Annotated in this window: 20 protein-coding genes; 14 read left to right on the forward strand and 6 right to left on the reverse strand. The window is 72.5% G+C overall.

Annotated elements, in window-relative coordinates:
* Positions 1–16 precede the first annotated feature (16 nt).
* From IO30_RS42025 to IO30_RS0118260, 7 genes are all read left to right on the forward strand, one after another.
* Positions 17–862: a formylglycine-generating enzyme family protein gene (locus IO30_RS42025; protein WP_157853334.1), complete on the forward strand. Its 846-nt coding sequence runs from the start codon at positions 17–19 to the stop codon at positions 860–862.
* Entirely contained in the window at positions 859–1608 is a 750-nt protein-coding gene (locus IO30_RS42030; protein WP_031144325.1) for a formylglycine-generating enzyme family protein, read from the forward strand. Before IO30_RS42025 ends, IO30_RS42030 begins: the two co-directional genes overlap by 4 nt.
* A gap of 123 nt (positions 1609–1731) precedes the next feature.
* Positions 1732–2028: an acyl carrier protein gene (locus IO30_RS40655; protein WP_234321491.1), complete on the forward strand. Its 297-nt coding sequence runs from the start codon at positions 1732–1734 to the stop codon at positions 2026–2028.
* Between the two features lie 106 nt (positions 2029–2134).
* Complete coding sequence (locus IO30_RS0118245) at positions 2135–2395, forward strand: hypothetical protein (RefSeq protein ID WP_031144327.1); 261 nt, start codon at positions 2135–2137, stop codon at positions 2393–2395.
* Complete coding sequence (locus tag IO30_RS0118250; RefSeq protein WP_031144328.1) at positions 2392–3561, forward strand: serine hydrolase domain-containing protein; 1170 nt, start codon at positions 2392–2394, stop codon at positions 3559–3561. The genes IO30_RS0118245 and IO30_RS0118250 overlap by 4 nt, the downstream gene beginning before the upstream one ends.
* A complete protein-coding gene (locus IO30_RS0118255; RefSeq protein ID WP_051902392.1) occupies positions 3558–4946 on the forward strand; it encodes a cytochrome P450 in 1389 nt (462 codons plus the stop codon). Before IO30_RS0118250 ends, IO30_RS0118255 begins: the two co-directional genes overlap by 4 nt.
* A 60-nt stretch (positions 4947–5006) precedes the next feature.
* Positions 5007–5969: an LLM class flavin-dependent oxidoreductase gene (locus IO30_RS0118260; RefSeq protein ID WP_157853335.1), complete on the forward strand. Its 963-nt coding sequence runs from the start codon at positions 5007–5009 to the stop codon at positions 5967–5969.
* Here IO30_RS0118260 and IO30_RS0118265 read toward each other — a convergent pair.
* Entirely contained in the window at positions 5956–6237 is a 282-nt protein-coding gene (locus IO30_RS0118265) for a hypothetical protein (RefSeq protein ID WP_031144333.1), read from the reverse strand. The genes IO30_RS0118260 and IO30_RS0118265 overlap by 14 nt on opposite strands.
* 400 nt (positions 6238–6637) lie before the next feature.
* On the opposite strand from IO30_RS0118265, the gene IO30_RS0118270 reads away from it, so the two are divergent.
* The 4 genes from IO30_RS0118270 to IO30_RS0118285 are packed head-to-tail and all read left to right on the forward strand — an operon-like array spanning position 6638 to position 10704.
* Entirely contained in the window at positions 6638–7615 is a 978-nt protein-coding gene (locus IO30_RS0118270) for a radical SAM protein (RefSeq protein WP_158866291.1), read from the forward strand.
* A 59-nt stretch (positions 7616–7674) separates the two neighbouring features.
* The gene (gene glmS / locus IO30_RS45485; RefSeq protein WP_051858877.1) at positions 7675–8121 is read left to right on the forward strand and encodes a methylaspartate mutase subunit S; all 447 of its coding nucleotides are present in this window, start codon (positions 7675–7677) and stop codon (positions 8119–8121) included.
* The gene (locus IO30_RS0118280; protein ID WP_051858876.1) at positions 8105–9511 is read left to right on the forward strand and encodes a hypothetical protein; all 1407 of its coding nucleotides are present in this window, start codon (positions 8105–8107) and stop codon (positions 9509–9511) included. Before glmS ends, IO30_RS0118280 begins: the two co-directional genes overlap by 17 nt.
* Positions 9508–10704 carry a glutamate mutase L gene (locus IO30_RS0118285; RefSeq protein ID WP_031144342.1) on the forward strand — a complete coding sequence of 399 codons (1197 nt, stop codon included), beginning with the start codon at positions 9508–9510 and terminating at the stop codon, positions 10702–10704. Before IO30_RS0118280 ends, IO30_RS0118285 begins: the two co-directional genes overlap by 4 nt.
* Before the next feature lie 13 nt (positions 10705–10717).
* Here the strand turns inward: IO30_RS0118285 and IO30_RS45490 are convergent, their stop codons facing one another.
* Positions 10718–12289, reverse strand: coding sequence for an AMP-binding protein (locus tag IO30_RS45490; RefSeq protein WP_031144344.1), 1572 nt, complete (start codon positions 12287–12289; stop codon positions 10718–10720).
* A gap of 134 nt (positions 12290–12423) precedes the next feature.
* The gene (locus IO30_RS0118295; RefSeq protein ID WP_051902394.1) at positions 12424–13935 is read right to left on the reverse strand and encodes a type III PLP-dependent enzyme domain-containing protein; all 1512 of its coding nucleotides are present in this window, start codon (positions 13933–13935) and stop codon (positions 12424–12426) included.
* 627 nt (positions 13936–14562) lie between these two features.
* Between IO30_RS0118295 and IO30_RS0118300 the strand changes: the two genes are divergently transcribed.
* Positions 14563–14805, forward strand: coding sequence for a type II toxin-antitoxin system VapB family antitoxin (locus tag IO30_RS0118300; protein WP_031144348.1), 243 nt, complete (start codon positions 14563–14565; stop codon positions 14803–14805).
* A complete protein-coding gene (locus IO30_RS0118305; RefSeq protein WP_031144350.1) occupies positions 14805–15224 on the forward strand; it encodes a PIN domain nuclease in 420 nt (139 codons plus the stop codon). The genes IO30_RS0118300 and IO30_RS0118305 overlap by 1 nt, the downstream gene beginning before the upstream one ends.
* Positions 15225–15370: 146 nt before the next feature.
* On the opposite strand, the gene ychF is transcribed toward IO30_RS0118305, so the two are convergent.
* On the reverse strand, positions 15371–16459 hold the full coding sequence (ychF, locus tag IO30_RS0118310; protein ID WP_031144352.1) for a redox-regulated ATPase YchF: 1089 nt from the start codon (positions 16457–16459) through the stop codon (positions 15371–15373).
* A 213-nt stretch (positions 16460–16672) separates the two neighbouring features.
* Here ychF and IO30_RS40660 point away from each other — a divergent pair, with 213 nt between their 5' ends.
* On the forward strand, positions 16673–17122 hold the full coding sequence (locus tag IO30_RS40660; protein WP_237403418.1) for a DUF6542 domain-containing protein: 450 nt from the start codon (positions 16673–16675) through the stop codon (positions 17120–17122).
* A 28-nt stretch (positions 17123–17150) separates the two neighbouring features.
* Here the strand turns inward: IO30_RS40660 and ppgK are convergent, their stop codons facing one another.
* Positions 17151–17897, reverse strand: a complete 747-nt coding sequence (gene ppgK, locus IO30_RS0118320) for a polyphosphate--glucose phosphotransferase (protein WP_031144356.1) — start codon at positions 17895–17897, stop codon at positions 17151–17153.
* Positions 17898–17918: 21 nt separating this feature from the next.
* Positions 17919–18923, reverse strand: coding sequence for a 4-hydroxy-3-methylbut-2-enyl diphosphate reductase (locus tag IO30_RS0118325; protein WP_031144358.1), 1005 nt, complete (start codon positions 18921–18923; stop codon positions 17919–17921).
* Positions 18924–18990 lie beyond the last annotated feature (67 nt).

An 18990-nucleotide genomic window follows, 5' to 3' on the forward strand; every position in this document is an offset into this window, starting at 1 on the left:
AATACGGGGGTGTTGGTTGAACAGCAGTGTGCAGCAGCGGAACTTCACGATGGTCGCGTTCACCGGGGGACGGTTCACGGTGGGCTCGCCGGACCGGACCGCCAAGGAGCAGCCCGCGCACGAGGTGGAGATCGACGCCTTCCGGCTCGGCGACCGCTGCGTGAGCGCCGCCGACTTCCACGCCTTCCTGCGCGACGCGCCGGACGCCGTGGACCACACCCTGATCGACTGCATCGACCCGTGCTTCGTCACCAGCCGGGCGGGCGGCTTCGAACTCCGGCCGGGCGCCGCGGACTTCCCGATGATCCAGATCAGCTTCTGGGGGGCCGCGGCCTACTGCAACTGGCTCTCGCTCGGCGAGGGGCTCGCCCCCGTGTACCGCCTCGGCTCCCGCGGGTCGGACCTCGACGCCGACGGGTACCGGCTGCCCACCGAGGCCGAGTGGGAGGTGGCCTGCCGGCAGGGCCACCCCACGGACGCCGTACCCGGCCCGGAGGTCTGCAACTCGGCCGATGCGGGCCCCGCCTGCCGGGCGCTGCGGGCCGGGGAGGACCTGGCGGGCGCCTTCCTGCCGGGGCAGCCCGGGCCGGTCCCGGTGGGGAGCCTGCCCGCCGACGCCGCGGGCCTCCACGAGATGCTCGGCAACGTACGCGAGTGGTGCCACGACCTCTACGGCCCCTACGGCGCGTCCGGTCCGGGGCCGGTGCGCAATCCCCGGGGCGCGCAGCGGGGTTCGTTCCGCGTGGTGCGGGGCGGCTCCTTCGCGGATCCCGCGGACACCCTGGGCCCCGAGAGCCGGATGGCGGCCTACGAGGACACCAAGTGCGAGGTCTACGGCTTCCGGGTGGTGCGCCCGCGATGACCTCCTCCCCCGCGTCCGCGGCCGGCGCCGCAGCCGCGCCCGGCCTGCCCGAGCTGGTCCCGGTCCCGGCAGGCCCGCTGCCGCCCGCACCCGGTGGGTCCGCACCCGGCGCGCCCGCACGGACCGACGGGTTCCGGCTCGCGGTCCTGCCGACCACGGTGGGCCAGTACTGGGCCTCCCTCCTCGACCGCGGCCTGCACCGGGCCCCCGCCCCGCTCCTGCACGGCTTCCCCGCCGCGGCCGGGACGGGGCTGCGTACGGCCGCCACCGGCGCCGTGGTCCTCGACGAGGCGCTGGCCCTGCTGCCGGTGACCGGGGTGACCTGGCACGGCGCGCGCGCCTACTGCGCATGGCTGGGCGAGCGGACGGGCGCGCCCCACCGGCTGCCCTCCGCCGCCGAGTGGCAGTACGCCGCCGCGGGGCCCGAGAAGCTGCGCTGGTCGCTCGGCGACGCCTTCGACCGCGGGACCTACGCCCCGGAGGCGAGCGGGCCGCGTCCGGTCGGCTGCACCCCGGCCAACGCGTTCGGGCTCCGGGACATGACCGGGAACGTCTTCGAGTGGTGCGCCGACGAACTGCTCGCCCCGGCCCGGTCCGGCTCCCCCGCCCGGGGCCTCGGCTCGCGGGTGCTCAAGGGCGGGGCGTACACGGTGCGCAATCCGGAGAGCTTCGAGAACTCCACCGCCTTCACCGCCGACGAGTTCAGCGCGGTGCCCTACATCGGGTTCCGCGTTCTGTCGGATTGACCTGAACTGCCCCTGGACACAGTGCACTTGTGGGTTCCGGGGCAGGCGAAATCATTGTGGGGCGCCCTGCTCCGCTGGGATACTGGCCGGGCCCGGGGGGCCGGTGGCCGAAACGTAGGACCGATGCGCGACATCACGGGGGTGTACGGGATGAACGGTGCCGAGCAGACGGCTGCGGACGTGTCCGGCAGGCTGCTGGACGTACTGACGGAACATCTGCGCGGGGTCCCCGCGGACGTGGACTGGGACACGGTCGCGCTGGCCGACCTCGGCCTCGACTCGATGGCCGCGATCGAACTCGTCATCACCATCGAGGACACCTTCGGGGTGCAGTTCCGCGACGAGCTCCTGGTCCGCGAGACCTTCGCGACCTTCGCCTCCCTGGAGAGCGCCGTACGGGAGATGGCGCGCCCGCAGTGACCTCCCTGGCGGGCGCACGCCCCGTCCTGACCGACACCGCAGACCGCAGACCGCAGACCGCGCACCGCCGACCGCAGACCGCCGACCGACCGGAGATGGCAGCGCCATGAGTACGGACGTCCCGTCCTTCGAAGACTTTGTCCGGCCCCTGCTCGGGGACACCGTCGACCCGGTCCTCGCGGCCACCCCGCTGAACCGGCTCCGGGCCGGCGACTACGCCGTCCTGGCCTGGCTCGACGACGTGCAGTCGCGCTGCCCCGCGCACGTGGAGGCCGCCCTCGTCGCGCAGTGGGACACCGCATCGCTGCGCGACGTCTACACCCTGCTCCACGCCGATGCCGACACCCCTGGAGTACAGCCCTCATGACGGTGACCGTTCCCGTTCCCGCAGCTGCCGCCCTGAGCTCCGTACGACGCCTCTTCGACGCGGAGATCGAACGCGGCCTGGAGACCGGCGTCCAGCTCTCGGTGTCCTACCGCGGCCAGGTCGTGGACCTCGCGGTCGGCGACAACGGCAGCGGCGCTCCGATGACGGACGACACATACGTCCCCTGGACCTGCTCCTCCAAGCCGCTCGGCGCGATCGCCTTCGCCCGCGCCTGGGAGAGCGGCGCCCTGGACCTCGACACCCCCGTCTGCAAGGTGCTGCCGGAGTTCACCGGCGGGGGCAAGGAAGGGGTGCGGGTACGCGATCTGCTCACCCACACCACGGGCATGCCCGACCCGATGCTGTCCGTCGACGCCGGGGGCGCCGAGGCCGCTTCCTGGGCGGACATCGACGCCCTGATCTGGGCGGTCATCTGCGCGACCCCGACCGAGACGCTGCCGGGCGCGGGCATGGTCTACAACCCGATCACCAACTGGTTCGTCCTGGACCGGCTGCTGGCCGCCGTGAACGGCGCCGGCCCCGGCGACAGCTACCGCGAGCTGATCTCCCTGCTCGGGCTGGGCGCCGTCCTCGGCACCGACCCGTCCCTGCCCGCCGACCGGCTGGCCGTGGCCGGCACCTCCGAGGACGGGGCGGCGGGCCTGGAGGCCATGCGGCTGGCCAGCGCGCTGCCGCTGCCCGGCGCGGGCGTCTGGGGGCCGGTACGGGACCTGCGGGTCGTCGGTGACCTGCTGCTGGCGGGCGGAACCCACCGGGGCACCCCGCTCATCGGGCGGGCGAGCGTCGAGGCGCTGACGGCGACGCACTGGCCCGGTTCGCCCTACCGGTCGATCTGCGACACCGACTTCCCCTACGGACTCGGCGTCATGACCCTGCCCTCCGTCTTCGGGCGACGCTGCTCGGCCCGGACCTTCGGCCACGCGGGCGGCAACACCTCCACCCTGCTCGTGGACCCGCTCTTCGACCTGGTCGTCGCCGTGTACTGGAACGGCCGCCTCGACGACGTCAAGACCTTCGCCCGCCGCTACGCACTGGTCCGCGCCCTCTACGACGACCTGGGCCTGCCCCGGCTCCCCGTCGGACGCGCCGCCCGGCTGCCCGGCGGCCCCGGACCCGACCACGAGTCCGGCCAGGACCCGGCGTGACGGGCGTACGGCCCGCCCCCGCGGTGAACCGGCTGCCCGGGCCCACGGGCCTGGGCCAGGCCCGCTACCTCAAGGGGTTCCTGGGCAGGCCCTACGAGGCGCTGCTCGACATGCAGCGCCGCTACGGGCCGGTGTGCCGGTTCGGCTTCGGCAGCCAGCAGTACGTACTGCTCTTCGGCGCCGAGGCCAACCAGCTGCTGCTCACCGACCCGCCCGCCCGGCCCCGGTTCCTCTCCCGGGACGTGCTGACCCTGCTGATCCCCGTCGTCGGCGCGAACGCGATGGTCGTCAGCGACGGCGAGGACCACCGGCGCCGCCGGTCGCTGGTGCGGCCCGCCTTCGTCCGCAAGCGCATCGAGGGCTACGTACCGGTCATGGTGGAGGAGATCCACCGCATGATCGACGGCTGGACCCCGGGCGGCACCGCCGACGGCTTCGCCGACATGCGCTCGTGCATCCGCAGGATCGCCATCCGTTCCCTCTTCGGGGACCGGCTGGAGGCGCACACCGACGAGATCGGGCGGGAGCTGGAGACGGCCCTGCGCTACATCAACCGCTCGCCCTTCCTGCGCTTCGACCACGATCTGCCGGGTACCGCCTTCCGCCGGGCGATGGCGGCGCGCGCCCGGGTGGACCGGCACGTCCGCGCCGAGATCGACAAGCGGCGGGCCGAGCCCGACGACCGGGGCGACGTCCTGGACGCGCTGCTGGCCTCGTACGACCACGAGGGCGAGGGCGATCAGCTCGCCGACCTGGAGGTGCGCGACCAGGTCATCAGCCTGATCGCCTCCGGCTACGACTCCAGCAGTTCCGCGGCCGGCTGGGCCCTGTACGCGCTGCTCAGCAACCCGGAGGTGTTCGAGCGCATCCGGGAGGAGGTGGCCCGGGTCGCCGGTGACGAGCCGCTGACCGCGCAGCACCTGGGCGCCATGAAGTACGTGGGCTGGACGGTCTCCGAGATCCTGCGCCTGTACACCCCCGGCGTGCTGACCGGGCGGACGTCCATGGAGGGCTTCGAGTTCGCCGGGCACCGCGTACCGGCGGGCGCGAAGGTGCTCTACTCCCAGTACGTCACCCACCGGATGCCCGAACTGTGGGACGAGCCGCTGGAGTTCCGCCCCGGGCGCTGGGACGCCTCCGCCCCCGGCTACCGGGAACCGGTCCCGTACGCCTTCGTGCCCTTCGGCGGCGGCTACCGGCGCTGCATCGGCTACGCCTTCGCCGAGCTGGAGCTGCGCGCCCTGATCGCGGAGCTCGCGCGGCGCACCGACCTCGCCCTCGCCGGGGGGCCGGTCCAGCCGACCGGCATCGCCACGATGTGGCCCAAGGGCGGGGTCCCGGTCTCCGTGCGCGCCGTACGGCCCCCCGTCGCGCCCGTCGGCTGACCGCCGGCCCGTCGAGCGTCACGGCCCGGCCGTGACCCGGAACAAGGAGGACGTGTGCCGGTGGCAGACGCAGACTGGCCCCAGTCGTTGAGCTTCATCGTCCCGCCGCACTCCGAGAGCTTCGGCCTCGGCGGGCGGATGGCTGCGAAGTCCTACCTGGAGCGCCTGGAGTCCTACCTGGCCTCGGCCGAACGGGCCGGGGTGACGGGCGCGTTCGTGTACGACTTCCCGGTGGCCATGGATCCGTGGCTGGCCGCCTTCGACGTCCTGGCGTACTCCACGGTGCTGGAGCCCGTCGTCGCGGTCCGTCCGCACCAGGAGAGCGCCGAGTCGGTGGCGCGGCGCGCCGCGGACCTGCATTACCGCTTCGGGCGGCCCACGCACGTCAACGTCGTCGCCGGGGCCACGCGTCCCGCCCGTTCGTCCGGCGACCTCGTCGACAAGGCCGCGGCCCGCCGTGAGCTGGCCGCCTTCGCGGCGCAGGTGCGGGCGGAGCTGGACCGGCGGATCCGTCCGGAGGAGGGCAGGCCGCTGGTGGTCACCCCCTCGTCGGGGACGCCTGGCCGGGTGCCCGCCGACGGGGTGCTGATGATGGCCCGGCCGCGGACGGTCCTGGCGCAGGACATCGCGCGGGTGCGGGCCGAGCAGCGGGTCGAGCGGATCACGATGCTGGTCGGCCTGGTCGTGCGGGACACCGAGGAGGAGGCCTGGGAGGCCGCCACCGCGCTGTACGCGCCGGACCGGCGCCAGGAGGTCGCGGGCCGGCTGTTCATGTCCCAGGTGGTCTCCAGCGAGCACCACGCCAGTTACGCGCTGGCCGAGGAGGGCGAGGTGCACGACGAGCGGCTCTGGTACGGGGCCCCCGCGCGCGGGATCGACGCGCCGAAGCTGGTCGGGTCCGTGGCGCAGGTGGCGGCCTGGCTGCGCTCCTGCCGGGACCTCGGGGTGAGCGACCTCATCGTGGACCTGGTGCCCGACCCGGCCGAGTACCGATGGGCCGGGCAGGTGTTCACGAGGACCTGACGCGGCGCGCCGGCCCCACGCTGCGGATGAGGCCGACGGCGAGCGTCGTGGGGCTGGCGAAGGTCGCCGGGACGGCGAGGTCGGGGGCGAGTTCCACGTCGAGGGCCTCCTCGACGGCCGCGATCAGCTCGTCGAGGGCGAGGACGTGGCCGGCGGGCAGCGTCAGCAGGTCGGTGGCGGGGCCGACGGCCGCACCGGGCGGCAGCAGGCGCTGGAGGGCGGCAAGGACCACGCCCAGCACGAAGGGGAGCACGGCGTCTTCGGTCATGGACAGCTCCGATGGGCGCTCGGGGGGCGGGGCGGTTCCGTGTCCGCGGCGCCGGTGGGGCGGGGCGACGCCTGCTCGTCGCAGATTCAACACCGGCCGCCCGCCGCGAACAAGTCCCAATGAAATCAAGGGTGTTGGTCACTACTTGACCAACACCCCTACAGCTAAAGGCAATTGACGAGCTGCCATGTGTCGTGCACGCTGCGTGGAGCGTCGGCACAAGCTCATGTCCGGCCCTTGGGAGGAGCCTTGCGCGGGCTCAGCAGTCGCCCATAAGCTCGACCGACTCGTGCCAGATCCCTGTCCTGTGGTTGATCAAACGAGGGGGTGCGTCTTGTCTTTCAAGTCGCTGGAAATGAGCAAGACCGGTGTCGGTCGATTGCGCGCCATCGAAATCGGCGTGACTTCGAAGTGTAACTTCCGCTGTTCGTACTGCGGGGCCTACGACCTGCTCGAACGCCGGATCCTGTCGCTCGACGAGGTGAAGTCGACCATCGACTCCCTCCCGGACCTGGAGCGCGTGAAGCTGTCGGGCGGCGAGGTGCTCCTGGAGTTCGACCTCTGCGAGAGCATCGTCGCCTACTGCACCGAAAAGGGTATCCACACCCAGATCAATTCCAACGGGACCGTGCTGACCGACGAGAAATTCGACCGCCTCGAAGCGGCCGGACTGGGAGTGCTCCACTTCTCCCTCAACCACGTCGACGCCACCAGTCACTCGGCCTTCTACAAGGTCACCGAGAAGATGTTCCCGAAGATCGTCAAGGCGATCTCCCGGTCCGTCGCCTCCCCCACGATCGACACCGTCGTCGAGACCATCCTCTTCGACGAGACGCGCGACAGCATGGCCCGCGTGCACCGCTTCGCGGCCGGCCTCGGGGTGCGCAAGCACGAGATCCAGATGGAGATCCCCGGGGTCCACCAGGGGTACGAGAACACCCTCGCCGCGGAGACCATCAGCGACGCCATCGTCGGACTCGTCTCCGACCGCGACCCGCGGACCACGATCTTCTTCAGCTGCCTGTCCGCGTACTTCAAGCCCGGCAGCGAACCGTGGAAGCGGCTCCAGCCGCTGCTGCGCGACCCCGGAGTCATCTACGCCAGCTGCATCGAGGGCAAGGCGCAGCTCCACCTGCACTCCAACGGCGACGTGATGATCTGCGAGCTCGGCGCGCCCGAGGTGATCGGCAACATCTTCGAGATGCCGCTGCTCACCATGTACGAGGAGAGCCCCAAGCTGAAGGAGTTCGTGCAGAGCAAGCACGAGGACGAGACCTTCTCCTGCTTCCGCCACCTGGACACCCAGGGCGCCAAGCCGGGCAAGTCCTCCGTCACGCTGCTGCCCATCCCCCAGCTGATGGTCCCGCCGAAGGCGTGAGCACGGCCGCGGGCGCAGGGGGCGGGGGCGGGGACGCAGGGGGTACGGACGCAGGGGGCGTGGACACAGGGGGCGCGGGCCCGCCGCCCGGCCCCGGTGTCGTCCTCGGAGTCATCGGCCACGACATCCACGTGGTCGCGAACCGCATCCTGGCCATCGGCCTCGCCGAGAACGGCTTCCGCCCCTACAACCTCGGCACGAACCGGCAGGCCTCGGACTTCGCGGACGCCGCCCTGGAGACCGGCGCCCGCGCCGTCCTGATGTCCTCCCTCAACGGCGAGGGCGAGAAGGCCTGCGAGAACACGGGCCCGCTCTTCGCCGCGCGGGGCCTGGCCGACGTACTGCTGTACATCGGCGGCAACCTCGTCGTCGGGGACCGCCCGGAGCAGGAGGTCGTGCGGGTCTTCCGGTCCTACGGCTTCCACCGGGTGTTCCACCGGCCGGCCGGATTCCACGAAGTCTTCCGAACGCTCCGACAGGACCTGTCCGATGGCCACGCCCCGTAGATCCGAGTCCCTGGGGGACCTCTGTGCCGAACGCGCGGCCGTCCTCGCGGCGGGCGGCGCGGCCGGTCTCGGCCCCGGGACGGCGCGCGCCCACCTCGCCACGCTGCCGCCCGCCCGCTTCGCCTCGTACGCCTACCGCGCGCCCCGGACCCGCCCCTACACCCAGCCGCGGGGCGGCTATCCCGGCTTCGCCAAGCAGCGCGCCCTCACCGAGGCCTTCGACGCGGCCGGGGCCGACTTCATCCCGCTGACCATCGACAGCCAGACCCGGCACAACGACTACGACAACGCCGCTGCCCTCCTGAAGACCGGCCTCGCCGAGGACCGGGACCTGCTCAACGGCTACCCGCTCGTCAGCCACGGCCACCTGCGCACCCGCGAGCTCTACGAGGGCATCGACCGGCCGGTCAGCCTGCGCCACGGCACCCCGGACGCCCGGCTGCTCGTGGAGACGGCCCTGGCCGCCGGCATCACCGAGATCGAGGGCGGCGGCCTGTCCTACAGCCTCCCGTACGCGCGGGACTTCCCGCTGGACCGGGCGCTGGCCCACTGGCAGTACGTCGACCGGCTGTGCGCGGTCACCGGGCCGCCCGGACTGCCCGTGCACCGCGAGTCCTTCGGCCCGCTCACGGCCACCCTCGTACCGCCGGTGATCACGATCGCCGTGCAGCTGTGCGAACTGCTGCTGGCCGCCGAACAGGGCGTGGAGTCCTTCGCCGTCAGCTTCGGCCACACCGGAAGCCTGGAGCAGGACCTCGCCCTCGCCCGGGTGCTGCGGGCCAGGTCCCGTGAACTGCTGGACCGCTTCGGCTTCGAGGACGTCCGGGTCAGCCTGGTCTACCACCAGTGGATGGGCGCGTTCCCCGCCGAGCCCTCCCTCGCCTGGCAGCTGATCGCCGTGTGCGCGCAGGCCGCCGCCCTGGTGGGGGCCGACAAGGTCGTCGTCAAGACCCCCGAGGAGGCACTGGGCATCCCCTCGGTGGAGAGCAACGCGGCCGCGGTACGGGCCGTCCGCTACGTCCTCGACATGTTCCCGTACGGGCGGACCCTCACGAGCGGAGCCGTCGACGAGGAGGCGGAGCTCGTCGACGGCGAGGTCACCACCGTGCTGGAGCGCATCTGGGACGATCCGGCGCCCACCTTCCAGCAGTCCGTGTGCCGCGCCGTCGTCTCCGGCGTCATCGACGTCCCCTTCGCCCCCCACGAACAGAACCTCGGCCTGCTGGTCACCGACCGGGGCGAGGACCGGCGCATCCGCGTGCGCGAGGCGGGCGCCGTCCCCCTGACCGCCCGGCAGCTGCGGCGCGAGCGCGCGCTGCTCGGCAACCGGACCGCGCGGGAGGGGCCGCTGTGGGAACGGCTGCTGCACGACATCCGGATCCTGGCGTGAGCGCCCGCGGCACCTGGCTGGCGGACGCGGGCAGCGCCGAGATCAAGCTGTGCCGCACCGGCCCCGACGGCCGCCCCGGCGCCGTGCTGCGGCTGGCCCGGCGGGCCGGCACCTCCCCGGGCGAGCAGTTGCGTGCCCTGCTGGAGCAGCGCGGCTTCGACCCCGCGACGGACCGGCTGCGACTGTGCAGTTCGGCCCGGGGCGGGCTGCGGATCGGGCTGCTCGGGCTGACGGGCGGCTTCAGCCTGCCCGCCGGCGCCCGCGCCGCGACCCTCGCCGGAGCCGTCGTCGGCTACGCCCACCGCATGGACGAGCCGCCGCAGCGGTCCTGCCCCGAGGTCGACGTGCTCGTGGCCGTCGGGGGCGTGGACGGCGGCGACCCGCGCCATCTGCGGGCCGCCCTGGAACGCGTCCGCCTGGACGGGTACCCGCACCGGAGCCTGGTGTGGGCGGGCTCGGCGGACGCGGCCCCCTTCCTCGGTCCGCTGGCCGCGGGGCACCGGACGGACAACGTCCTGGACGGGGCGCTGCGGCCCCGGTGCGGCCCGCTGGCCGAAACCCTGGGCCGCCTGCACCTGTCCGGCCTCACCGACCCGGACGCGCTGCGCCCGGTCACCGCGCTGGCGGAGCCGCCGGTCCTGGCAACCCCCGAGGCGGTCGCGCGGTCCCGCCGGCGACGGCCCGGGACGCCCTGGGCGGCCGTGGACGTGGGCGGGGGGACGACCGACGTCCACCTGTGGCAGGCGGGGCACGAGCCCGCGGGTGCCGGGGACGCCGCGCACCGCGTCTTCGCCGGGCTCGGCGTCGCGGGCGACCGGCGTACGCTCCTCGGCCGCCTCGCGTGCGCCCCGTACCTGGACGAGCTGGTGGACGCCGTCGCCCCCGAGGACCGCCGCGCCGTCTACCAGCGGCTGCGCGACGGCGACGAGGCCGCACTGCCCGCCCGGCGCGCCTTCCTCGCCTGCCTGTTCACGGCCCTGCGGGAGCTGGCCTGCGGCCCCGCTGCGGCCGGGCTGCGCGGGGCCGCAGGGTTCACCGTCACGGGCGGGGCCTGCCGCGGCGCGGCCCCGGAGGCGGTGCGGCGCACCGTCGGCGCCGCCTGCGGGCGCAGCGACGGGCCGTGGACGCTCGTCCTGGACGAGGCCCACGACCTGTGGGCCCGCGGCCTGGCCGCACCGGCGGCCGTACGCTGACCCGCCCGGCTCCTCAGTCCTGCGCGGCGGCGGCCACCCGGTCCGCCACCGAGGCGGCGAGGGCCTGCCGGTCGATCTTCCCGTCGTTGCCGGTCGAGGGCAGCGCGGGCTCCTCCCACAGGTGGCGCGGGACCATGTGGGAAGGCAGGTTCTCCTTGAGGAAGCGCTGGAACTCCGCCGTGTCGACCGGCCCCACGGCCGAGTAGACCAGCGCGATGTCCGCGCCGATCCCGATGTTCGGCACGCCGAGGGCCGCGCAGGCGTCGATGCCCGGGAAACGGGCGGCGATCTCCTCGACCTCGGTCGGGCTGACCCGGAAGCCGGAGGTCTTGATCATCGCGTCGCGGCGGCCGACGAAGTAGAGGTAGCCCTCCTCGTCCCGGGTCACCACGTCCCCGCTGAAGACGACCCTCTCCCCCGGGAACTGCGGCAGGGTGCGGAACCGGGCGGCCGTGGCCTCCGGCGCGTTCCAGTACCCGAGGCTCACGCAGCCGCCCCGGTGGACGAGTTCGCCCCGCTCCCCCGGTCCGACCTCGCGCAGGTCGTCGTCCAGCACCAGGATCTCGACGTCCGGGATCGCCCGCCCGATGGAGCCGGGGCGCTTCTCCAGCTGCTCCGGCTCCAGGTAGGTGGAGCGGAAGGCCTCCGTGAGCCCGTACATCTGGAAGACCCGGGCCTGCGGGAAGGTGGCTGCGAGGTCGTCGGTCATGCGCCGGGACAGCGCGCCGCCCGAGGAGGACACGTACCGCACCGCGGACAGGTCCTGCTCGGGGCGCCGGCGCAGCAGGCGGGGGTCGAAGAGCCGGGTGATGATCACCGGCATGACGGGGAGCACCGTGATCCGCTCCTCGTGCAGGAAGCGGAAGGCGTCGGCGGGGAAGACCAGTTCGTGCAGGTGGAGGGAGGCGCCGGTGGCGAGCGTCTGCCAGAGCTGGTTGAGCCCGTAGTCGAAGTTGAGGGAGAGCAGGCTGCCGATGCGGTCGCCGCGGGAGGTGCCCAGGTAGCGGGAGGTGATGCGGGCGCCGTCCCAGATGTTGCGGTGGGAGACCATGATCCCCTTGGGGCGGCCGGTCGAGCCGGAGGAGTAGATGACGGCCGCGACGTCGGAGCCGATGGACCGCCCCGGGGCGGCGGGCTCCGCCAGGCGCCGCAGCGTCGGCAGGTCCGGCCCGGCCCCTGCGTCGGCCCCCTCCCGCCCGTGGACGAGGGGCACGTCGGCGCCGGAGGCGGTGATCTCCGCGGCCCGTACGGCATCGGTGATCATCAGGCGCAGTCCCGCGTCGTGGACGATGTGCCGGATGCCCTCGGCCTTCAGCTTGGGCAGGACGGGGACGACGATCGCGTCGGCCAGCAGCACGCCGAGGATCGCGACGGCCTGGTCGACGCTCTTCGCCATGCAGATGCCGACGCGGTCCCCGCGCTCCACCCCGGCGGCGCGCAGAGCCGTCGCCGTGCGCGCGGCGGCGTCCTGCAACTCCTCGAAGGAGAGCTCCCCTTCGCCGTCACGCACGGCGGTCGCGGCCCCGAATCGAGCCGCCGCGGTATCGAGCAGCGAGGCCGCCGTGAACAGGTTCGATGTCGTCATCCCGGCATGCTACAAAGCGAGTTGGCCCTGCACGAGGCTTCACGAGGTCTTCCGCGAAAGGCCACGCCCGTCGCCTGCGCGGGCGCTCCGGCGGACGAGTCGGCGGACTGCTGCGCGGGTACTCCACGGACGGTTCACGCAAGGTATTCCACGGGCGGCCGCGCGGGCTGATCCACGGGCGGCCGCGCGGGCGGCGCGGCGGGCTGCGCCGCGGACGGTTGCGCGAGCTGATGGGCTGCGCGGGCTGATGGGCTGCGCGGGCTGATCCACAGGCAGCAGCACCGCGGGCAGTTGCTCGGGCGACACCACGGGCGGGGCACGCGGAGTGCAGCCGCGGGCGGGGCACGCGAGGTGCAGCCGCAGGCGGGGCACGCGAGGTGCAGCCGCAGGCGGGGCACGCGAGGTGCAGCCGCAGGCGGGGCACGCGAGGGGTCGGCGGCGACGTGGCCGGTGGCGAGCCGCCACGCCCCGACGCAGTCGGCGCCGTCGAAGACCGCCTCGACGGCCGGGGGCCGGCTGAGGAAGGCCGCCAGGCTCGCGCTGGGCCCGTACGCGCCGACGTTCGGCACCCGCAGCAGGTCACCGACCCGCGGTTCGGCGATCTCCGCCCGTACGGCGAGCCGGTCCAGCGGCGTGCACAGGGGCCCGACGACGGCGGCGGTCAGCGTCGCACGGTCCCCGCGGGCGGAGAGGTTCTCGAAGCCCGTGCCCGGCCGCAGCACCCGGCCGAGGCCGGTCATCCCGCCGAGCACATTGACCCCGGCGTCCACGACGACGGTCGTGGCCCCGTCCGGCCGCACCTTGACGTCCATGACCGTGGTCAGCAGCGATCCCGACTCCGCGATCGGCCGCCGGCCCGACTCGAACCACACCTCGGGCGCCGGGCCCGGGGTCGCCCAGTCGGCCAGCAGTTCCTTGAGGCCCTCGGCGAGCCCCTCGAAGCCGCCGCCCGTGCCCGGGGTCGCGTACGGCCAGGGGAAACCGCCGCCGAGGTCGACGACCTCCGGGACGAGGCCGGCCGCCCGGCACACGTGCTCGACGGTCCGCTTGGCGCTCGCGAAGCCTTCCAGGAGCGCGCCCACCCCGCTGATCTGCGAGCCCAGGTAGACGTGGCAGCCCCGGACCATGACCGCCTCCGGCAGATCCGCACAGGCCCTGACCGCGCCCTCGGGGTCGAAGCCGAACTGCCTCCCGTCCGCCATGGACAGCCCGGAGGCGGGCCCCTCGACGGGCTGGAGGCGCAGCAGCGCGGCGGCCCGCCGCCCGGCCGAGGCGGCGACGTGCCCCAGCCGGCGCAGTTCCGTGGCCGACTCGCAGGAGAACGTCCCGACGCCGCGCTCCAGCGCCTCGGCGAGCTCGGCCGCCGACTTGCCGGGCCCGGTGTAGAGGATCCCGTCCGCGGGGAATCCGGCCTCCAGGGCCGCGCGCAGCTCCCCGGCCGAGGAGACCTCCGCGCGGCAGCCCCCGGCCCGGACCTCGGCGGCGACCGCGGGCAGCGGATTGGCCTTCAGGGAGTACAGCAGGGCCGCGGAACCGGGCAGGGCCGCGCGCAGCTCGGCGGTCCTGGTCCGTACGGCCCCGAGGTCGTACACGTACAGGGGGGTGCCGAACCGCTTCGCCGCCTCGTGCAGTGCCTGCTCGTCCACGCGCCCGCCCGTTCCCCTCGATGACGGCCGCCCCGGACCGTACGGCCTCAACTGATCGTAACAACAGGGCAGTTACGGGAGACCCCTGCACGCGAGGGCGGTGCCGCGGGTAAACCCGTGGCGCACCGCAGGTACCTGTACCGAGACTGCAGCTGCATATTTGCCACGTCAGCGACGTGGTGTCACGTCATCCGATGAGACGTTGAAGCGGAATGTCTGCGGACCGATCCTGACCTGCGACGGAACCGCATATGCCGCCCTGGCCAGGCATTTCTCCGTATGTGTGCGTTGGGCCCCGACGGCTGTTTACGGGTGCCCTGCGGACTGTCTGCGGACTTGAGCCTGCCCGAGGACCTCGCCGAGGCCGCTCGCGCACAGTTGCGCCATGACCACCAGCAGGCCGGCGGAGCCGCCGCCTTGGAGCGGAATATCGACAACTCCGCGATGACCTGCGGGAACAGCTCACGCGCAGGACCGATCCAGCGTGGATCCAGCAACCGTTGAGGGTGGCGGGCGATCCCGAACCCAGAGACTGCCCGGTGCAACCGGAACACAAAACGACATCGCTATCGCCATCGAGATGGTATCGTTTTGCGTAGTGCACCTCCCGGAGAAGGGAAGCAAACCATGGCTCGGACAGTCATCGATCTCGACGAGGACATGGTCGCCGAGGCTATGCGCATCTTCGGCACCAAGACCAAGGCGAAGGCCGTGCGACTGGCCATGGAGGACGCCGTCAAGCGTCACCTGCGCCAAGAGTTCTTCGACGCCATGGACTCAGGCGAGCTCGACTTCAGCGAGATCATCGAGAACACCGGCCCCCGCAACGCCGACGGCTCCCTCAAGCGCACAGGCGGCCAGGCCGCCTGATGCAAGACCGCTACCTCATCGACAAGTCCGCCCTCGCTCGATGGTCGAAACCCCCGGTAAAAGACGCACTCCAGCCGCTGCACGAGCGCTACCTGCTAGCCGTGTGCCAGCCCACCGAATACGAAATGGTGCACTCCGCCCGCACCACCGCAGAAGCGCTGCGCATCAGCACCTGGCTCCACGCATTCGACTACCTCACCTGTGACGACGACACCTTCGCCCGTGCCCTGGAGACCCAGCGCCACGCCCTCAACGCCGGCTTCCACCGCGCTCTGTCCCTCCCCGATCTGCTCATCGCCGCCACCGCAGAACTGCACCGGCTGACCGTCCTCCACTACGACGGCGACTTCGACATGATCGCCTCCATCACCGGGCAGCCGACCCAATGGGTGGCACCCCCGGGCAGCGCCGACCACTGAGCTGATTCCATCCTGACGGTTGCCGGCCAGGGGGGGCCGGCGCGGGGTGGCATTCCCCTCAGGGTCGAACCGTTCTGCGGACTGTTGCGGACAGCACAACGGCCTGACCCACATTCGCGCAGGTCAGGCCGCCTATGGGTATGCGATTACACGTTGAAGCGGAATTCCACCACGTCGCCGTCCTGCATGACGTAGTCCTTGCCCTCCATGCGCGCCTTGCCCTTCGCGCGGGCCTCCGTCACCGAGCCGCATTCGACCAGGTCTGCGAAGGAGATGACCTCGGCCTTGATGAAGCCGCGCTGGAAGTCGGTGTGGATGACGCCGGCCGCCTCGGGGGCCGTCGCGCCCTGCTTGATGGTCCAGGCGCGGGTTTCCTTCGGGCCTGCCGTCAGGTAGGTCTGCAGGCCCAGGGTCGCGAAGCCGACGCGGCCGAGGGTGGCGAGGCCCGGCTCTTCCTGGCCGACCGACTGGAGGAGTTCGAGGGCTTCCTCGTCGTCCAGCTCGGAGAGGTCCTGCTCCAGCTTCGCGTTCAGGAAGATCGCCTCGGCGGGGGCCACCAGCGCCGACTGCTCCGCCTTGAAGGCGTCGTCCGTCAGCTCGTCCTCGTCCACGTTGAAGACGTAGAGGAAGGGCTTCGTGGTCAGCAGGTGGAGCTCGTGGAGGAGGTCGCCCTGCTCCGTGCCCTTGGTGATGCCCTTCGAGAAGAGCGTGTCACCGGCTTCGAGGATCTTCTTCGCCTCGACGACGGCCGCCAGGACGGCGACCTTCTCCTTCTGGAGGCGGGACTCCTTCGTCAGGCGCGGCTCCGCCTTCTCGATGGACTGGAGGTCGGCGAGGATCAGCTCGGTGTTGATGGTCTCGATGTCGTCCTTCGGCGAGACCTTGCCGTCGACGTGCACGACGTTCTCGTCCTTGAAGGCACGGATGACCTGGCAGATCGCGTCCGACTCGCGGATGTTCGCGAGGAACTTGTTGCCCAGGCCCTCGCCCTCCGAGGCGCCGCGGACGATGCCCGCGATGTCGACGAAGTCGACCGTCGCCGGGAGGACCTTCTGCGAGCCGAAGATGCCCGCGAGGACGGCGAGGCGCGGGTCGGGGACGCCGACGACGCCGACGTTCGGCTCGATGGTGGCGAACGGGTAGTTGGCCGCCAGCACGTCGTTCTTGGTCAGGGCGTTGAACAGGGTCGACTTGCCGACATTCGGCAGGCCGACGATTCCGATCGTGAGCGACACGTTGGCGACTTCCCGTAGCTGGAGGGGGCGGCGGCCCGGAGGTGGGCCGTCGGACAGTTTACTTTCAGATGAGTGGGGGTGGATGTACGCGTGTCCGGGGCGGGATCCGGCGCTCCCCCCGCCTACTTTGGGTGGGTGGAGCAATACAGGACGCGACCGGCGCCTCACCCCCAGCGACCCCCGGCGCAGCGCCGGGGGCGGACGGCCGTGCCCGTGCCCGTCCAGGGGGGCGGGCCGCGCCCGCGGCCCGCGCTCGCGCGCCGGCTGCCCCGGCCCCGGCTGACGGGGCTCGGCGGCGGGCTCTTCGCCTGCGCCGCCATGGCCGTGATCTGCGGGATCGCCTGGCTGCTCTTCGATTCCTCGCTCTTCGTCTACGGGCTGCTGTTCGTGCCCGTGGCGGCCGCGACCGCGCTCTGGGTGCGGCCCGCCGACCTGATCACCGCGCCGATCAGCGCCCCCATCGCCTTCGCCGCCGGAGCGTGGCCGATCTCCGGCGGCTCCGGCGGCTTCGGCGGGCACCTCATGGGCCTGGTCTCCGCGCTGTCCCTGCACGCGGGCTGGCTGTACGCGGGCACGCTGCTCGCCGCGCTGATCGTCGTCGTGCGCAAGGCCGTGCTGATCGGCAGGCGGCGGCTCCCCCGCAGGGCCAGTCCGACCCCCTGAGCCGCTGAGCCGCTGACCCCCTGGCGGCCTAAGGCGTGCCGCCGCGGGCCGCCATCGCGGCTCCGACGATGCCCGCGTTGTTCTGGAGCTCCGCCGGGACGATCTCGGCCCGGATGCCCTCGATCAGCGGGAGGAACTTCTCCGGCTTGCGGCTGACGCCTCCGCCGATGATGAAGAGGTCCGGGGAGAACAGCATCTCCACGTGGGCCAGGTACTTCTGCACCCGGTGCGCCCAGTGGCCCCAGGTGAGGTCCCCGTCCTCCTTGGCCTTCACCGAGGCCCGCGTCTCCGCGTCGTGGCCCTTCAGCTCGAGGTGGCCGAGCTCGCTGTTCGGGACCAGGTGCCCGTCCGTGAACAGGGCGCTGCCGATGCCCGTGCCCAGCGTGAGGAGGATGACCGTGCCGGAACGCCCGCGCCCGGCCCCGTACGTCATCTCCGCGACGCCCGCCGCGTCCGCGTCGTTGAGGACGGTGACGGGCCGCCCGCCCAGGCGGGCCGAGAGCAGGGACGCCGTGTCGACGCCGATCCACGCCTTGTCCATGTTGGCCGCCGTACGCGTGACGCCGCCCGTGACCACGCCCGGGAACGTGACGCCGACCGGGCCGTCCCAGCCGAAGTGCTCCACCACCTCGACGACGCAGCCGGCCACCCCGTCGGGGGTGGCCGGCTGCGGTGTCAGTACTTTGTGGCGCTCTTGCGCCAGGTCGCCTCGCTCCAGGTCCACGGGAGCGCCCTTGATCCCGGATCCGCCGATGTCCACGCCGAAGATCTCCATGGACATACCGTACGAAACGAGTTACTTGTCTGCGACCAGTTCCGCAGCCTCGGCGCGCAGGTCGCGGCGCAGCTCCTTCGGCAGCGAGAAGACGATCGACTCCTCGGCGGTCTTGACGATCTCCACGTCCGCGTAGCCGCGCGCGGCCAGCCACTCCAGCACTTCCTCGACCAGGACCTCCGGCACGGAGGCGCCCGAGGTCAGGCCGACCGTGGTGACGCCGTCCAGCCAGGCCTCGTCGATCTCGCTGGCGAAGTCGACCAGGTGCGCGGCGCGGGCGCCCGCGTCGAGGGCGACCTCGACGAGGCGGATGGAGTTCGAGGAGTTCTTCGAGCCGACGACGATGACCAGGTCGGAGTCGGCGCCCATGACCTTGACCGCGGCCTGGCGGTTGGAGGTGGCGTAGCAGATGTCGTCGCTCGGCGGCGAGACCAGCAGCGGGAACTTGGTCTTCAGGGCGTCGACCGTCTCCATCGTCTCGTCGACGGAGAGGGTGGTCTGCGACAGCCAGACGACCTTCGACTCGTCGCGCACCTCGACCTTGGCGACGTCCTCCGGGCCGTCGACGATCGTGATGTGGTCCGGGGCCTCGCCGGAGGTGCCGATGACCTCCTCGTGGCCCTCGTGGCCGATGAGGAGGATGTCGAAGTCCTCGTTGGCGTAGCGGATCGCTTCCTTGTGCACCTTGGTGACCAGCGGGCAGGTCGCGTCGATCGTCGCGAGCTTGCCGCGCGCCGCCTCGTCGTGGACCACGGGCGCCACGCCGTGCGCCGAGAACATCACGATGGAGCCCTCGGGCACCTCTTCCGTCCGCTCGACGAAGATGGCGCCCTTCTTCTCCAGGGTCTGGACGACGTACTTGTTGTGCACGATCTCGTGGCGTACGTAGACCGGCGCACCGTACTGCTCGAGCGCCTTCTCGACGGCGATCACGGCACGGTCCACGCCCGCGCAGTAGCCGCGGGGCGCGGCGAGCAGGACACGGCGGGAAGCGGCAGCAGGGGCGGAAGCAGTCATGTGCTCCATCGTACGGGGGACTCCAGCAGGCCGGTCGTCCCCCGTCCGGCACACACTGGCCCGAAAGGGCCCGAAA

The organism is Streptomyces xanthophaeus, from assembly GCF_000725805.1.
Lineage (GTDB): Bacteria > Actinomycetota > Actinomycetes > Streptomycetales > Streptomycetaceae > Streptomyces > Streptomyces xanthophaeus.

What these genes read in the sequence shown, in the direction of transcription:
- ppgK (WP_031144356.1), bottom strand. Translation starts at nt 17,897, where the DNA reads ATGGAGATCTTCGGCGTGGACATCGGCGGATCCGGGATCAAGGGCGCT.
- IO30_RS0118245 (WP_031144327.1), top strand. Translation starts at nt 2,135, where the DNA reads ATGAGTACGGACGTCCCGTCCTTCGAAGACTTTGTCCGGCCCCTGCTC.
- IO30_RS40655 (WP_234321491.1), top strand. Translation starts at nt 1,732, where the DNA reads ATGCGCGACATCACGGGGGTGTACGGGATGAACGGTGCCGAGCAGACG.
- IO30_RS42030 (WP_031144325.1), top strand. Translation starts at nt 859, where the DNA reads ATGACCTCCTCCCCCGCGTCCGCGGCCGGCGCCGCAGCCGCGCCCGGC.
- IO30_RS0118305 (WP_031144350.1), top strand. Translation starts at nt 14,805, where the DNA reads ATGCAAGACCGCTACCTCATCGACAAGTCCGCCCTCGCTCGATGGTCG.
- IO30_RS0118325 (WP_031144358.1), bottom strand. Translation starts at nt 18,923, where the DNA reads ATGGAGCACATGACTGCTTCCGCCCCTGCTGCCGCTTCCCGCCGTGTC.
- IO30_RS45490 (WP_031144344.1), bottom strand. Translation starts at nt 12,289, where the DNA reads ATGACGACATCGAACCTGTTCACGGCGGCCTCGCTGCTCGATACCGCG.
- IO30_RS0118280 (WP_051858876.1), top strand. Translation starts at nt 8,105, where the DNA reads ATGGCCACGCCCCGTAGATCCGAGTCCCTGGGGGACCTCTGTGCCGAA.
- IO30_RS0118250 (WP_031144328.1), top strand. Translation starts at nt 2,392, where the DNA reads ATGACGGTGACCGTTCCCGTTCCCGCAGCTGCCGCCCTGAGCTCCGTA.
- IO30_RS0118265 (WP_031144333.1), bottom strand. Translation starts at nt 6,237, where the DNA reads ATGACCGAAGACGCCGTGCTCCCCTTCGTGCTGGGCGTGGTCCTTGCC.
- IO30_RS0118300 (WP_031144348.1), top strand. Translation starts at nt 14,563, where the DNA reads ATGGCTCGGACAGTCATCGATCTCGACGAGGACATGGTCGCCGAGGCT.